Origin of the sequence: Microbacterium sp. (assembly GCF_039812165.1) — a bacterium.
Classification (GTDB): domain Bacteria; phylum Actinomycetota; class Actinomycetes; order Actinomycetales; family Microbacteriaceae; genus Microbacterium.
Window position 1 is genome coordinate 1 of record NZ_JBDIAB010000057.1, and the last position, 14338, is coordinate 14338.

A 14338-nucleotide genomic window follows, 5' to 3' on the forward strand; every position below is an offset into this window, starting at 1 on the left:
GGCGTGCCGGCCGTCGGCGCCCGCCGCGTCGGCGAGGCGCTCGAGGCGCAGCGTCTCGGTGGGGTCGGCGGCCGAGTCCGCCAGACGCAGGTAGCGCCGCCGGTCGTTCTGCGCGTCCTCGGCGGCGCCCTGCGCCGCCTGCGCGCGCCGGAGCGCGGTGAGGGAGTCGTCCTGCGCCACGGCGAGCTGGGTCGCGTACGAGACCAGGGCGTTGCCGGTGGCCCGGTAGCGCGCCTCGGCGCGCGAGATGTCGTCGGCGACGGTGCTCGCGGTCGTGGCGAGCGCGTCGATCGCCTCCGACACGGTGCCGTCGAGCTCGAGCGTGCGGAGTCCCGTCGCCGTGCGCCGGATCGTTCCCGCGATCTCGAGGTAGCTCTGTCCGCCGCGGCGCACCTGGTCGGGGTCGCCCGGGACCGGGTCGTGGCCGAAGCCCGCCGCCGACCAGTCCGACGGCCTCACAGGGGCACCGCCGTGCGCGGGGCGGGGGCGGATGCCGGCTGCTCGTCGAACGCGGCGGCGAGCTCGCCGTCGGCCTGCTCGAAGATGTCGGCGATGGCCGCGGTGGCCTCGCCGAGTCCGCGGATCGACTCGATCATGTCCTCGCGCGTGTCGTCCCACGAGTGGGCGAACGAGCGGACCGCTGCGGCGAGCCCGTCGTGGCCGACGGCATCCGCGATCCCGTCGCTGTGGACGTTCGCGGTCTCGAACTCGTGCGCGATGCGCGTCAAGCCCGTCGCCACCGATCGCACCCTCTCGGTGTCGAGCCTCAGATCTGCCACGCTCCTACCTCCCGCGACGATCCTAGGCGGGGTGTCCCGGGTCTCCCATGGGGAGAACTCTCCATGTGCGCCGCAGCGCCGGCGATGCCCGGATCCGCGTGACCGCGGGCCGTCCGGGAGGTGCCGCGGCGCCGCTGCATGCGGGATGCCGGGGCGCCGAGGCCGGACGGTGCCGAGGTCGGACGGGAGCCGACGCCGGACCGGGCGTCGTGGCGCCCGGGGTCAGACCGTGCCGTAGAGGCGGTCGCCCGCGTCGCCGAGGCCGGGCACGATGTACCCGCGCTCGTCGAGCCGCTGGTCGAGGGCGCCGAGCACGAGCGTGACGTCGCGGTCGCCGACCTGCCGCTCGATCGCACCGAGGCCCTCGGGGGCGGCCAGGATGCAGATCGCGGTGACGTCCTGCGCGCCGCGTGCGAACAGGAACTCGATCGCCGCGCCGAGCGAGCCGCCGGTGGCGAGCATGGGATCGAGCACGAAGCACTGCCGGTCGCTCAGGTCGTGCGGGAGACGCTCGGCGTACGTGGTCGGCTCGAGGGTCTCCTCGTCGCGCGCCATGCCCAGGAAGCCGACCTCGGCGGTGGGGAGGAGCTTCACCATGCCGTCGAGCATGCCGAGCCCGGCGCGCAGGATCGGCACGACGAGGGGCCGCGGCTCGCCGATGCGCACGCCGATCGTCGTGGTCACCGGCGTCTCGATCTGCACCTCTTCGACGCGCACCGACCGCGTCGCCTCGTAGGCGAGCAGCGTCACGAGCTCCTCGGTGAGCTGGCGGAAGACGGGGGAGGGGGTGCGGCGATCGCGGAGCGCCGTGAGCTTGTGGGTGACGAGAGGGTGGTCGGCGATGTGCACGCGCATACGCACAGGCTAGCCCCCCGATGATCCGCGAGACTCCCACCGTGCGTCGAGACTGCGTGCCCAGCGTGCAGTCTCGACGCATCGCTGGAGTCTCGCGGTCTGCAGGAGTCCGGACCGACCGCGGCGCGAGAGGCCTCGGCTCAGTCGTAGGAGCTGATGATGATCGCCTCGGTCGGCAGCGCCGGGTCGGCGGCGCGACCGATGTAGCCGATCGTCTCGAGGAGCGCCTTGCGGAACCGGCCGGGCCGCTCGAGGTGCGGCGTGTGGCCGACGCCCTCCAACTCGACCTCGGTCACCTCGCCGCCCGCGGCCTGGTAGGCCTCGAGCACGTCGCGCGTCTGCGACACCATCTCCTGGGCCGGTGCGGCGTCGGCGCCGGGCCAGCCCGGCACGATGCCGAGCTGTCCGAGGTAGTTGAGGTCGTAGAACGAGGTGTCCGACACGATGGCGTCCGCGGTGCCGTGGATCCACAGGATCGGGGGCTTCGTCTCGAGGTCGACGATGCCCGAGACGTCGAAGTAGCGCGGGGCCAGCGTGTTGAGCACGCCCGTGGTGCCCGCCGCGATGCCCGGCCAGTGCGGGCTCGGCACGCCGTCGCCGGGGTAGTTGCCCGGCCGGGTCGAGGTCGACAGCATCGACTCGACCCACACGTCCTCGCTGTCGGAGTCGTAGTCGGCGTTGACGTAGCCGGAGCGGAAGACGTTGCGCGGCGAGGTCGGCGCCTCGTCGCCGGTGTCGCCCGCGGCGACGCGCTGCACGAAGTCGGCGTTGGCGGCGCCGCCGCCGCAGCCGGCGTCGTCGTCGGTGACCCGGGAGCCGTCGCGGCGCGTGCCGCCGAAGCCGTACGGCGAGACCGGCGACTGCAGGGTGAGGGAGAGCGCCGGGTGGTCGAGCGCGTACTGCATGACGACGCCGGCGCCCATCGACCAGCCGACGAGGTGGACGGCGGCGAGCCCGAGCGCCTCGAGCGTCGCGTGGACGTCGTCGCTGAAGTCGCGCACGCCGCGCGTCGCGTCGACGGGGGCGCTCTCGGTGCCGCCGAAGCCGCGCAGGTCGATCGCGACCACCCGCAGGTCGCCCGGCAGATCCTGCATGATCTCCTGCCAGAAGAGGCTGGACGACACGTTGCCGTGGATCAGCACGACCGTGCGCTCCGCGGGCGTCGCGGGGTCGTCGCCGACGCGCTCGAGGATGTTGACGGTCAGTCGGGGGGTCTCGACGAGGCGGGCGGTGATGCCGTCGAAGAGGGTCATCGGAATATCGTCCTTCGCAGTCGCGGCGAGGCGCGGTGGGCCATGCCGCTTCGACTATATCCCCGCCCGCGCGGGCATGGCCGGGACGACGCGAAGCGCCGGCGTCTCCGGCATCCCGTCGCGCCGGACGGTGCACGGACGTCTGCGTGCCCCCGCGACCCACTGCCCCGCCGCCGGGTCACTGCGGTGCAGCACAGTGACCGGCGGGGCGGGCAGTGAGTCGGGAGCGGATGCCGGGAGAACCGCGCGCGTTCCGGCGCCGCGGGCGCTCAGCCCTGCCCGGTGTAGAACGCGTACGTCGCGTCGGCGGCGCGCGCCGCGGCCTCGGCGTCGGCCCCGCTCGCGGCGTGCGCGCGACCCCACGCGTCGGCAGCTCCCCGGTAGAAGGCGAGTCCCTCGTCGGTGGCGGCCCAGGCCTCGGCCTCGTCCGGTGCGATGCCGGGACCGCCGGCCAGGTGCAGTGCGAGGCCGAGGAGGCCGCCGTCCCAGCCGACGCCGGTCGCGCCGGGACCGAACTGCTCCCAGAACCCGGGCGGGACGTCGGCGGCGCGCGCCGTGTGCTCCAGCTCCAGGCGCGTGCGGTCATCGCCGACGGACTCCAGGCGCACGGCGAGCCAGCTCACGCCGCCCATGTACTCCCACGTCACGCGGTACCCGGCCGCTCCGCCCTCGGGCGGCGCGCAGTCGAGCACCTCGCCGCCGGCGTTGCCCTGCAGCTGATAGCGCCCGCCGAGCCGCAGGTCGCCGGTGATCGGCAGGAACCAGCGCGGGATGCGCTCGGCGCTGGTCACGGCATCCCACACGTCGTCGATGGGGCTCGCGTACTCCTGCGACAGCGTCTGCACGTGCGCGGGCTCGCCCTCGCGCTCCACCGTGCGGACGCCGCGCGTCACCGCGGCCACCTGTGCGTTGACGTCGACCATGTCAGTTCTCCTTCGGTGCTGTCGTGTCGTCGATCGGGTTCTCGGATGCCGCGGCCAGCCGCCGTTCGCGCCGGCCGCGCGCGAGCTCGGTGCCGAGGGCGTCGAGCCGCGGCTGCCAGAACCGCCGGAAGGGGCCGAACCAGGCGTCCGCCTCCGCCAGCGCGGCGGGCTCGATGGCGTACAGCCGACGGGTGCCGTCGGCGCGGACCGTCGTGAAGCCGGCCTCGCGGAGCACGCGGAGGTGCTGCGACACCGCCGGCTGCGAGATGCCGAACTCGTGCTGGACGACCTCGCCCAGCTCGCCGGCACGGAGCTCGCCGTCGGCGAGCAGCTCGAGCAGGCGTCGCCGCACCGGGTCGCCCAGGACGTCGAGTGCGTGCATGGTCCCATCCTTCAGTGAACACTTATATAAGTCAAGACTTCAGTAAGCATTCCTGGCTGGACGGCGCCCGGATCCTCGATCGGTCGACCGGCGACCCGGCGCACGCGAGTCCTTAAGATGGCGGCATGGTCGACACCCCCACGCTGCCGCACGTCGCGATCCTCGGAGCAGGCTCGATGGGGGGTGCGATCCTGCACGGACTGGTCCGTTCGGGCCTGGCCGTGCACGGCGTCACCGCCACGAACCGGAGCGAGGCGAGCGCCGCCGAGCTGGCATCGCTCGACGGCGTCACGAGCATCGCGCTCGCCACGCGTCCGGACGGGAACCTCGAGGCCGCGGCCGACGCCGGCATCGTCCTGGTCGGAGTGAAGCCCGTGATGGTGCCCGACCTGCTGCGCGAGATCGCGCCGCGCCTGCGGCCCGGCACGATCGTGGTGAGCGTCGCGGCGGGCGTGACGATCGCGACGTTCGAGTCGATCCTCGGCTCCGGCGTGCCGGTGGTGCGCGCCATGCCCAACACGCCGGCCCTCGTCGGCAAGGCCGTCACGGGCCTCGCCGCCGGCGCCACGGTCACCGACGCCGACCTCGCGCTCGTGCGCGCGCTGTTCGAGACCTGCGGCGTCGTGATCGAGGTTCCCGAGGAGAAGATCGACCCCCTCTCGACGATCTCGGGCTCCGGACCCGCGTACGTGTTCCTCCTCGTGGAGGAGCTCACGAAGGCCGCGATCGGCAAGGGCTTCGACGAGGCCGAGGCGCGGCTCATGGCCGAGCAGACCTTCATCGGCGCCGCCGCGCTCCTCGCCGCGTCGGGCGAGGACCCCGCCGAGCTGCGTCGCCGCGTGACGAGCCCGAAGGGCACGACCGAGCGCGCCGTCGCCGTGCTGCAGGGCGCGCACCTCGACGAGCTGTTCGCCGAGGCGACCGACGCCGCCCTCGCCCGCGCGCGCGAGCTCGCCGCCGGGGCCTGAGCCCGGCGCGCGATCGGAGCCGGGCTCAGCGCTCGAGCGCCGCGAACCGCTCGATGTCGCTGTTGGTGCCCGACACGATGATCAGGTCGTGGTTGGTCACGATCGTGTTGGCCTCCGCGTAGCGGAACGGCTTGCCGGGGCTCTTCACGCCCACGACCGTGACGTTGTACTTGGTGCGCACGCCGGACTCGTTCAGCCCGACGCCGCGGATGAACTTCGGGGGGTACATCTTCGCCAGCACGAAGTCGTCGTCGAAGCGGATGAAGTCGAGCATGCGGCCGCTCACGAGGTGCGCGACGCGCTCGCCGGCCTCGCGCTCCGGGTAGATCACGTGGTTCGCGCCGACGCGGGCGAGGATCTTGCCGTGCGACTGCGAGACCGCCTTCGCCCAGATCTGCGGCACCTTCAGGTCGACGAGGTTGGCCGTGATGAGGACGGACGCCTCGATGCTCGAGCCGGTCGCGACGACCGCGACCTGGAAGTCCTGGGCGCCGATCTGCTGCAGCGCCTCGATGTTGCGGGCGTCGGCCTGCACGGCGTGGGTGACCCGCTCCGACCACTTCTGCACGAGCTCGAGGTTCGCGTCGATCGCGAGGACCTCCCGGCCGAGGCGATCGAGCTCGCCCGAGCAGGCCGCGCCGAAGCGGCCCAGGCCGATGACGAGGACAGCGGCGTCGTTGCGGATCTGCTCAACCAACGATCGGCCTTTCCACGGGCAGCGCGTAGAGCTGCGAACGGGTCGCCGCGGCCACGGCCGCGGCGAGTGTCACTGTACCAACGCGGCCCATGAACATGGTCAGCGCCAGCACGTAGGCGGCGGCGTCGGGGAGGTCGGCAGCGACGCCGGTCGACAGGCCCACCGTCGCGAAGCCGGAGATGACGTCGAACAGCACGAACTCCACCGGCTGGTGGGTGAGGTGGGTGATCGTGATCGTCGAGAGCGCCACGATCGTCGCTCCCCACGCCACGACCGAGAGCGCCACGCGCTGCACGTCGCTCGGGATGCGGCGGCCGAACGCCTGCACCGACGGGCGGCCCTTCGCCTCCGACCACACCGCGAGGGCGAGGACGGCGAGCGTCGTGACCTTGATGCCGCCGGCCGTCGACGCCGATCCGCCGCCGACGAACATCAGCATCGAGCCGACGATGAGCGACGAGCCGTTCAGCTCGCCGATGTCGATGATCGAGAACCCGCCCGACCGCGTCATCGCGGAGAGGAAGAAGGCCTGGAAGGTCGTGTCCCAGGCATCCATCGTGCCGAACGTCTCGGGATTGCCGTACTCCAGCACGAGGAACGCGACCGCGCCGGCGAAGAACAGCGCGACCGTCGTGATGATCGTGAGCTTGGCGTGCAGCGACCAGCGCCGCACGTGCCACTGGTGCCGCCACAGCGTGAAGATCACCGGAAAGCCGATCGAGCCGAGGAAGACGCCCGTCATGAGGACGGTCAGCATGACGTAGTCGTGCGCGAACGGTGCGAGGCCCTCGGCGTTGGGGGCGAAGCCGGTGTTCGTGAACGACATCGCGGCGAAGTAGGGGGCCTCCCACAGCGCGGTCAGCGGGTCGATGCCCGCGATCAGGAGCGACGGGTAGAGGAGGACGGCCAGGCCCGCCTCGATGACGAGCGTCGACAGCGCGACCGTCGCCAGCAGCTGCCCGACCTCGCCGAGGCGCACGGTCTGCCCCTCGTTCACCGGGCCGCCGTGGGCGCGGAGCGGGTTGGAGTCGCCGGCGGCGATGAGCTTGGCGCGCAGGCCGAGGCGCTTGGAGATCACGAGACCCAGGATCGAGGCGAGGGTCAGGACGCCCAGGGCGCCGACGTTCACGCCGATGAAGACGAGCACATGTCCGAGCGGCGACCAGTGCGTGCCCATGTCGACGGTCGACAGGCCCGTCACGCAGATCGTGGAGACCGCGGTGAACAGCGCGTCGACGAGCGGCGTCGCGGTGCCGTCGGCCGCCGCGGCGGGCAGGCTGAACAGCGCGGTGAAGACGAGGATCAGCGAGACGAAGATCAGCACCGCGAAGCGCGCCGGCGACGCCGTCGTGACCGTGCGCAGACGGTGACGGAGCCGTCCGATCGGATCGACGAGGATGCGCCGGACGAGAGCACCGACGGGATCGTCGGTCATGCCGCCCCCTTCTCCGAAGAACGGTTGTCATGGTACTCCGGGTCGCGGCGGCGCTAACCTATGCTCATGGCGGACATCTTCGACGTGATCGCCGACGGTACCCGTCGGGACATCCTGCAGTTCCTGCTCGCCCGCGACACCCTCGGAGACCGCGGCACGAGCGTCTCGCAGATCGTCGCGGAGCTGGGCGCGAGCCAGCCGACGGTGTCGAAGCACTTGAAGGTCCTGCGCGAGGCCGGCCTGGTCTCGGTGCGCGAAGAGGGCCAGCACCGCTACTACAGCCTGCTGCCGGCGCCGCTCGACGCCGTCGACGACTGGCTCGTGCCGTTCCTGATCGACGACGAAGTCGAAGAGGAGGCCACGCCCGACGTGGCCCCGTCGCTGCCCGACTCCGCGGCGCACGCCGCCGACCTCGTGGGCCGCGCCGCGGCATCCGCCAAGCACGCCATCGAGAACGCGTTCAAGCCCTTCGACCGGCTGCGCGACCGCCCCGGGCGCTGACCGCCCGAGGCGCCGCGACGAGCACGGCTCAGCGCGTGCCGGCGCGACGGCGGAACAGCCACGCGCCCCACGCGATCGCCACGCCGAGGATCGCGACGCACCACGCGAGCGCCCACCACGGCGCGGAGCCCAGGGGAGTCCCCATGAGGAGGCCGCGGATCGTCTCGATGATCGGCGTCACCGGCTGGTTCTCGGCGACCCATTGCAGCCACGTCGGCAGGGTGTCGACCGGCACGAAGGCGCTGGACAGGTACGGCACGAACAGGATGACGAACCCGTAGGCGTTGGCGCCCTCGGGGCTCGAGGCCGCCAGCCCGATCGCCGCGAACAGGTACGTGATGGCGAGGATGTACAGCGCGATGACGGCGAGCGCCCCGAGCCACCCCCATGCGTCGGCCGTCGGACGGAAGCCGACGAGCACGGCGACGCCCACGACGACTCCCGTCGCGAGGAGGTTGCGCAGCAGGCTCGCCACGACGTGCCCGGTGAGGACCGCGCCCGCGCGCAGCGGCATGGTGCGGAAGCGGGCGATGACGCCGGTCCGCATGTCGTTGGCGACATAGACCGCCGTCGACGAGGCGCCGAAGCCCGCGCACAGCAGCACGATGCCGGGCACGACGTAGTCGACGTAGCCGCCGCCGGGGTCGATCGCGCCGCCGAACACGAACGTGAACAGCAGCATGAGCATGACCGGCAGCATGATCGCCATGAGGAGCGACTCGCCGTCGCGGAGCGAGTGGCGCAGGCTCCGGCCGACGAAGACCGACTCGGCCGTGAGTCCCGAGATGCGGGGACGGATGCCGGGGGTCGAAGCGGGCATCGTGAGAGCGGTCATGCGATCTCCTTCCGGGCGACCGACCGCGCGTCGCGGTCGGTGAGGGCGAGGAACACGTCGTCGAGGGTCGGCCGGCGCAGGCTCACGATGCCGTCGGCCCCGGCGGCGTCGAGGCCGTCGAGCGCGCGGCGGACGCCGCCGACCGTGCCGTCGGTCGGCACGGCGCGCAGCAGCTCGCCGTGGTCGTCGTGCAGCTCGAGGGTGTCGACGCCGACGTGCGCCTTGAGCTCCGCGGCCGTGCCGACCGCCACGATGCGGCCGTCGTCGAGCACCGCGATGCGGTCGGCGAGGAGGTCGGCCTCCTCCAGGTACTGCGTCGTGAGGAACACCGTCGTGCCCGACGCCGCGAGCGAACGGATGACGTCCCACAGCTCGCGCCGGCTGCGCGTGTCGAGACCCGTGGTCGGCTCGTCGAGGAAGAGCACCTGCGGGGCCACGACGAAGCTCAGCGCGAGGTCGAGGCGCCGGCGCATGCCGCCGGAGTAGGTGCCGACGCGTCGCGATCCGGCATCCGCGAGGTCGAAGCGCTCGAGCAGCTCCCGGGCGCGGGCCGAAGCCGTGCGGCGGCCGAGGCCCGAGAGCCGGCACAGCATCACGAGGTTCTCGACGCCCGTGAGCACGTCGTCGACGGCCGCCGACTGCCCGGTGAGGGCGATGCGGCGCTTGACCTCGCCGGGCTCGCGGGCGACGTCGAAGCCGGCGACCGTCGCGATGCCTTCGTCGGGCCGCAGCAGCGTCGTGAGGATCGAGATCGTCGTGGTCTTGCCGGCGCCGTTGGGGCCGAGCAGGGCGAAGATCTCGCCCGGGGCGACGTCGAGGTCGAGTCCGCGGAGCACGGGCACGGCGCCGAACGCCTTGCCGAGGCCGCGCACGGTGATGGCGTTCGCCATGGCTTCGACTCCTTCTCTCCGGGTCGTACGGGCCGCCCGGTGATCTGTGTACGGGAGAAACTGTTTATGACAGTAACACACTGTTTAGAACGTAAACAGTCCTAGACTGTCGCGTGTGAGCGAGACGACCGATCCCGACCTGCCGCGCGGCATCGCGCTCGCATGGGGGATCGCGGCCGATCCTCAGCGCGGGCCCAAGCGCGAGATGAGCGTCGAGCGCATCGTCGACGCCGCCGTCGAGCTCGCCGACGCCGAGGGGCTCGCCGCGGTGTCGATGGCCGCCGTCGCGTCGCGGCTCGGGTACACGCCGATGTCGCTCTACCGGTACGTCACGGCCAAGGACGACCTCGTGCTGCTCATGCAGGAGGAGGCGACGGGTCTGCCGTCGGAGGCGACGCGCGACGGCGACTGGCGTCGGCGGCTCGAGTCGCTGTACCGCGAGCAGGTGCAGCGCTACATGCGCCATCCGTGGGTGCTCGACGTCCCGATCAGCGGGTCGCCGGCCACGCCCCACAGCGCGGCGTGGATGGATGCCGGGCTCCACGCCCTCGCCGACACGCCCCTCGACTTCAACGAGCGGCTCTCGATCGTGCTCCTGGTCACGGGATGCGCCCGCTGGGCCGGCATCGTGCTCGCCGGGTACGCGCGCGCCGAGCGGGAGGGCCGGCTGCGCGGCGACGAGATCGCCCAGCGCGAAGACGCCCTGTTCCGGCAGCTCATCACCGCCGACGCGTACCCCGACCTGCGTGCCGCGATCGAGGCGGGCGTGTTCCTCGACGAGTCCGACCCGTTCTCGTTCGGCCTCGACCGCAGCCTCGACGGCGTCGCCGCCTATCTCGCGGCCGCCGCGGAGGGGCGCCACGACGTGCCGCGTCCGTGGGAGTGGAGCGACGACGCCGCGATCGTCGACGACAAGCGGGTCCGTGAGGCGCGCAAGCGGGTGCGCGAGGCCGAGAAGGCGCTGCGCGACGCGCGCCGTCAGGAGCGCCAGGCCGCGCGCGAGGCGCATGAGCGCGTCGCCCGGCGCCCGGCATCCACATGACATCACAGCCGTCGCAGTGGTTTACACACGTCACCGCATCCCCATAGAGTTGCTGTCATCTGGGGAAACGAGGGGTAAATGGCCGAGCTCGCCGATGTGCGCTTCCTGACCGTCGCGGAGGTCGCGGACCTCATGCGCGTGTCGAAGATGACCGTGTACCGGCTCATCCACTCGGGCGAGCTGCCCGCGGTGCGGTTCGGCCGCAGCTATCGCGTCCCGGAGTCGGCCGTGACCGCGGCCCTGCAACGACCGGCGGCCGACGTCGGCTAGACTGTGCCGAGGCATTTTCATCCTGCCCGTCCCCGAACGCGCGACATCGCGTTCAGACCCCTGACGTTGTGAGGTTTTCCGTGGGTTCTGTCATCAAGAAGCGCCGCAAGCGCATGGCGAAGAAGAAGCACCGCAAGCTGCTTCGCAAGACTCGCCACCAGCGCCGCAACAAGAAGTAAGCAGCGGCATCGCACCGAGCGCCCCCGACCGGCCCTGAGCCTGTCGACGGGGCGCTTCGTGTTCCCGCCGTCCGGGACGGACGGACGCTCCGCGGATGGAAGGATGGTGGGGTGACGACGCTGACGCTCATCTCGAAGCCCGACTGCCACCTGTGCGAGGTCGCGCGCGAGGTCGTCGACGTCGTCGTGTCGGACCTGCCCGACGGCGCCGTCGAGGTCGAGGAGCTGTCCATCCTGGACGACGCCGAGCTCTACGCGCAGTGGTGGGAGAAGATCCCGGTCGTCCTGCTCGACGGACGACTGCACGCGCACTGGCGCGTGTCGCCCGACCGGTTGCGCGCGGCGCTGCGGGACGAGCCGGAATGACCGGTGCGCGGGTCCGGGACGCGGACTCCGCCGTGAACGCGGGCGCGGCCCGCCATGAGGAGGAGAGTCGATGACGATCAGGCATGTCGTGGCCTGGAAGCTGGCCGCCGACGACGCGCAGACGCGCGCGGAACAGGCCGCCGAGGTCGCCCGGCGGCTGCACGCCCTCGTCGGCGTCGTCCCGTCGATCCGCGCGCTCAGCGCCGGACCGAACGTCGCCTATCCCGACGGCAACAGCGACGTCGCGCTGGTCGCCGACTTCGACGACCTGCAGGGGCTCGAGGACTACCAGGTGCATCCCGCGCACCAGGAGCTCGCCGGCTACATCCGCAGCGTGGTCTCCGGCCGGATGGCCGTCGACTTCGAGGTGTAGCGCTCCGCTACTTCTCGATCTCGACGATCTCGGCGCCCGGCGCGTTGGTCTTGACCGACTCGATGCCGTTCACGGCGCTCGCCTTCGACGAGTAGCCCTGGCTGGTCGCGATCACCTGACCGTTGGATGCCTTCAGGTTGAAGCGCCAGTCGCCGCCCTTGTCGATCCACAGCTCGAACTTGCCCGCCATGATGGCCCCCTTCGTCCGTGCCGGCGCCCTCGCCGGCTGGGGGTCACGTTAGCGGCATCCTTCTGCGCCGTCGAGAGCGGTCGACGCGATCCGCCCCGAGGTCAGGGCGCGAGGCGCGTCGGGCCGCGGAACAGGAACGTCACCTCGCGGATCGACTCCTGGCCGAGCAGCAGCATGAGCAGCCGCGCCAGACCCATCCCGAAGCCGCCGTGCGGCGGGGCGCCGTAGCGGAAGAAGTCGAGGTAGAAGTCGAGGTGCTCGGGGTCGAGGCCCTTCTCCGTCGCCTGCTCGACGAGCACGTCGACGCGGTGCTCGCGCTGCGCGCCGGTGGTGATCTCGACGCCCTGGAACAGTAGGTCGTAGCTCTTGGTGAGCCCGCTCCGCTCGTCGCGCATGTGGTAGAAAGCCCTGATCGACGGCGGATAGTCGGTGATGAACACGAACTGGTGCCCGTAGGTCTCCTGCACGTGGGCCGAGATCTGCCGCTCGCCCTCCGGGTCGAGGTCGCCGTCGGTGCGCGGGATCTCGTAGCCGCGGGCCGCGACGATCTCGCGCGCCTCGGCGAGCGGGATGCGCGGGAACGGCAGCGACGGCACGACGACCTCGACGCCGAACAGCTCCTCGATCTCGGCGCCGTGCTTGTCTTTGACCGCCTGGAACGCGGCCTGCAGGAGCTCCTCCTGCATGCGGGCGACGTCCTCGTGCGAGTCGATCCAGCTGATCTCGGCGTCGATCGAGGTGAACTCGGTCGCGTGGCGGCTCGTGAAGCTGGGGTCGGCGCGGAAGGCCGGGGCGATCTCGAAGATCCTGCCGAAGCCGGCGACCTGCGCCATCTGCTTGAAGAACTGCGGGCTCTGCGCGAGGTAGGCGGTCTTGTCCTCGAAGTAGTCGAGCGAGAACAGCTCGGCGTTCGACTCCGACGGGCTCGCCATGAGCTTGGGGGAGTGCACCTCGATGAAGTCGCGCTCGATCCAGTACGTGCGCATCGCGTGCTCGAGGGTCGTCTGCACGCGGAACACGAGGTTGTTGCGGCGCTGGCGCAGGTCGAGGAAGCGCCAGTCCATGCGCTTGTCCAGCGCGCTGTCGGCCGCGATGGGGGTCTCGGGCAGGGCGGATGCCGCGATGTCGAGGCGCTCGACCTTGATCTCGACGCCGCCGAGCTTGACCCGCTCGTCGTGCTTGAGGGTCCCGGTGACCGTCAGGAAGGTGCCGGTGGTGAGGGCCGAGATCGTCTCGGTGAGCGCGAGGGCACCGGCATCCTGCTCCACGTCGGGGTTCGGGCGCGTCGCCGGGTTGACCAGCTGCACGGCGCCCGTCTCGTCGCGGAGGATGACGAACTGCACCTTCTTCTGGTCGCGGACGGTCTCCACCCAGCCCGAGACCGACACCGGGCCGTCTTCGCGGACCTGAAGCTGCTTGACGAGAACGCGTTCACTCACGATGGACCATCCTACGTGGGCCGCGTCCGCCGCTCCGGGCGCCGGGTCGAGGGCAGCGGGCCGGGACGGCGGGGACGCCGGAGTCGGGAGGGCCCGAGCCCGAGGCGGCGGACGGCACCCAGGCGCTGCACAACCCCCGCGACGTAGCGTGGACGGGTCGCGTCCGGCCAGGTCGCGGCATCCGATCACCGAGCGCCCGTCGGCAGACCCAGGAGCACCACCCGATGACCGATCTCGCGACCGACGGCTCGTGGCTCAGCGCGCTCGCCGACTGGGCGGTCTCGCTCATGGACGTCATCGGTCCGGCCGGCGCGGGTCTCGCGATCGCGATGGAGAACCTCTTCCCGCCGCTTCCGAGCGAGGTCATCCTGCCGATGGCCGGCCTCGCGGCGGGTCGCGGCTCGTTCTCGGTGGTCGAGGCGCTCGCGTGGACCACCGCCGGCTCGGTCGTCGGCGCGCTCCTCCTCTACGGCCTCGGTGCGCTGCTCGGCCTCGACCGGCTGCGGTCGATCGCGGCGAAGGCGCCGCTGCTGCGCCCCGACGACATCGACCGCACCGTCGCGTGGTTCGAGCGGCACGGCGGCAAGGCCGTGTTCTTCGGTCGCATGATCCCCATCTTCCGGAGCCTCGTCTCGATCCCCGCCGGCGTGACGCGCATGCCGTTGCGGCGCTTCCTCGTGCTCACCGCCGCCGGCAGCCTCGTGTGGAACTCGGTGTTCGTGCTCGCCGGGTACTTCCTCGGTGCGTCCTGGCACCTGGTGGAGCGGTACGCCGACGTCCTCCAGTACGTCGTCATCGCGGGCGCCGCGGTGGGGGTCGCGTGGTTCGCCGTCGTGCGCGTGCGGGCCGTGCTGGCGGCGGCGCGCGAGCGCGACGCCGTCCGCCGGGTGGGCCGTCGCGACTCGCGGATCGTCCCCTCGACGGACTGAGCGTCCGCGGCGGTCAGCCGCTCGCGTCGGGG

20 protein-coding genes are annotated in these 14338 nt (G+C 71.9%); 8 read left to right on the forward strand and 12 right to left on the reverse strand.

What is annotated here, in order from left to right; genetic code table 11:
- From WML84_RS06740 to WML84_RS06765, 6 genes are all read right to left on the reverse strand, one after another.
- Window positions 1–459 (reverse strand): putative T7SS-secreted protein (locus WML84_RS06740; protein WP_347345377.1); only part of this gene is annotated, 459 nt, incomplete at its 3' end.
- Window positions 456–779 carry a type VII secretion target gene (locus WML84_RS06745; RefSeq protein ID WP_347345378.1) on the reverse strand — a complete coding sequence of 108 codons (324 nt, stop codon included), beginning with the start codon at window positions 777–779 and terminating at the stop codon, window positions 456–458. The genes WML84_RS06740 and WML84_RS06745, both read right to left, overlap by 4 nt.
- 222 nt (window positions 780–1001) lie before the next feature.
- The gene (upp, locus tag WML84_RS06750) at window positions 1002–1634 is read right to left on the reverse strand and encodes a uracil phosphoribosyltransferase (protein WP_347345379.1); all 633 of its coding nucleotides are present in this window, start codon (window positions 1632–1634) and stop codon (window positions 1002–1004) included.
- A gap of 140 nt (window positions 1635–1774) precedes the next feature.
- A complete protein-coding gene (locus WML84_RS06755; protein WP_347345380.1) occupies window positions 1775–2887 on the reverse strand; it encodes an alpha/beta hydrolase in 1113 nt (370 codons plus the stop codon).
- A gap of 269 nt (window positions 2888–3156) precedes the next feature.
- Window positions 3157–3810, reverse strand: a complete 654-nt coding sequence (locus tag WML84_RS06760; protein ID WP_347345381.1) for an SRPBCC domain-containing protein — start codon at window positions 3808–3810, stop codon at window positions 3157–3159.
- Between the two features lies 1 nt (window position 3811).
- The gene (locus WML84_RS06765) at window positions 3812–4192 is read right to left on the reverse strand and encodes a metalloregulator ArsR/SmtB family transcription factor (RefSeq protein ID WP_347345382.1); all 381 of its coding nucleotides are present in this window, start codon (window positions 4190–4192) and stop codon (window positions 3812–3814) included.
- Between the two features lie 125 nt (window positions 4193–4317).
- Between WML84_RS06765 and proC the strand changes: the two genes are divergently transcribed.
- The gene (proC, locus tag WML84_RS06770) at window positions 4318–5160 is read left to right on the forward strand and encodes a pyrroline-5-carboxylate reductase (RefSeq protein WP_347345383.1); all 843 of its coding nucleotides are present in this window, start codon (window positions 4318–4320) and stop codon (window positions 5158–5160) included.
- A gap of 25 nt (window positions 5161–5185) precedes the next feature.
- Here proC and WML84_RS06775 read toward each other — a convergent pair whose 3' ends face one another.
- Entirely contained in the window at window positions 5186–5857 is a 672-nt protein-coding gene (locus WML84_RS06775) for a TrkA family potassium uptake protein (protein ID WP_347345384.1), read from the reverse strand.
- A complete protein-coding gene (locus tag WML84_RS06780) occupies window positions 5850–7292 on the reverse strand; it encodes a potassium transporter TrkG (protein WP_347345385.1) in 1443 nt (480 codons plus the stop codon). Before WML84_RS06780 ends, WML84_RS06775 begins: the two co-directional genes overlap by 8 nt.
- Window positions 7293–7358: 66 nt before the next feature.
- Between WML84_RS06780 and WML84_RS06785 the strand changes: the two genes are divergently transcribed.
- Window positions 7359–7793, forward strand: coding sequence for a metalloregulator ArsR/SmtB family transcription factor (locus WML84_RS06785; RefSeq protein ID WP_347345386.1), 435 nt, complete (start codon window positions 7359–7361; stop codon window positions 7791–7793).
- A gap of 28 nt (window positions 7794–7821) precedes the next feature.
- Here WML84_RS06785 and WML84_RS06790 read toward each other — a convergent pair whose 3' ends face one another.
- Window positions 7822–8628 carry an ABC transporter permease gene (locus WML84_RS06790; protein WP_347345387.1) on the reverse strand — a complete coding sequence of 269 codons (807 nt, stop codon included), beginning with the start codon at window positions 8626–8628 and terminating at the stop codon, window positions 7822–7824.
- Window positions 8625–9518 (reverse strand): ATP-binding cassette domain-containing protein, encoded by an 894-nt coding sequence (locus WML84_RS06795; protein WP_347345388.1) that lies wholly within the window; start codon window positions 9516–9518, stop codon window positions 8625–8627. Before WML84_RS06795 ends, WML84_RS06790 begins: the two co-directional genes overlap by 4 nt.
- A 115-nt stretch (window positions 9519–9633) precedes the next feature.
- Here WML84_RS06795 and WML84_RS06800 point away from each other — a divergent pair, with 115 nt between their 5' ends.
- The 5 genes from WML84_RS06800 to WML84_RS06820 all read left to right on the forward strand — a co-directional run bounded on the left by WML84_RS06800 (window position 9634) and on the right by WML84_RS06820 (window position 11748).
- Window positions 9634–10560, forward strand: a complete 927-nt coding sequence (locus WML84_RS06800) for a TetR family transcriptional regulator (RefSeq protein WP_347345389.1) — start codon at window positions 9634–9636, stop codon at window positions 10558–10560.
- A gap of 78 nt (window positions 10561–10638) precedes the next feature.
- The gene (locus WML84_RS06805) at window positions 10639–10830 is read left to right on the forward strand and encodes a helix-turn-helix domain-containing protein (RefSeq protein ID WP_347345390.1); all 192 of its coding nucleotides are present in this window, start codon (window positions 10639–10641) and stop codon (window positions 10828–10830) included.
- 80 nt (window positions 10831–10910) lie between these two features.
- On the forward strand, window positions 10911–11009 hold the full coding sequence (locus tag WML84_RS06810) for an AURKAIP1/COX24 domain-containing protein (protein WP_003792170.1): 99 nt from the start codon (window positions 10911–10913) through the stop codon (window positions 11007–11009).
- 111 nt (window positions 11010–11120) lie between these two features.
- The gene (locus WML84_RS06815; RefSeq protein WP_347345391.1) at window positions 11121–11375 is read left to right on the forward strand and encodes a glutaredoxin family protein; all 255 of its coding nucleotides are present in this window, start codon (window positions 11121–11123) and stop codon (window positions 11373–11375) included.
- 70 nt (window positions 11376–11445) lie between these two features.
- On the forward strand, window positions 11446–11748 hold the full coding sequence (locus WML84_RS06820) for a Dabb family protein (protein ID WP_347345392.1): 303 nt from the start codon (window positions 11446–11448) through the stop codon (window positions 11746–11748).
- A gap of 7 nt (window positions 11749–11755) precedes the next feature.
- On the opposite strand, the gene WML84_RS06825 is transcribed toward WML84_RS06820, so the two are convergent.
- Together WML84_RS06825 and aspS are read right to left on the reverse strand one after the other, a co-directional pair.
- A complete protein-coding gene (locus WML84_RS06825; protein ID WP_347345393.1) occupies window positions 11756–11938 on the reverse strand; it encodes a YegP family protein in 183 nt (60 codons plus the stop codon).
- 101 nt (window positions 11939–12039) lie between these two features.
- The gene (aspS, locus tag WML84_RS06830; protein ID WP_347345394.1) at window positions 12040–13377 is read right to left on the reverse strand and encodes an aspartate--tRNA(Asn) ligase; all 1338 of its coding nucleotides are present in this window, start codon (window positions 13375–13377) and stop codon (window positions 12040–12042) included.
- Between the two features lie 224 nt (window positions 13378–13601).
- Between aspS and WML84_RS06835 the strand changes: the two genes are divergently transcribed.
- On the forward strand, window positions 13602–14306 hold the full coding sequence (locus WML84_RS06835; protein ID WP_347345395.1) for a DedA family protein: 705 nt from the start codon (window positions 13602–13604) through the stop codon (window positions 14304–14306).
- Window positions 14307–14338 lie beyond the last annotated feature (32 nt).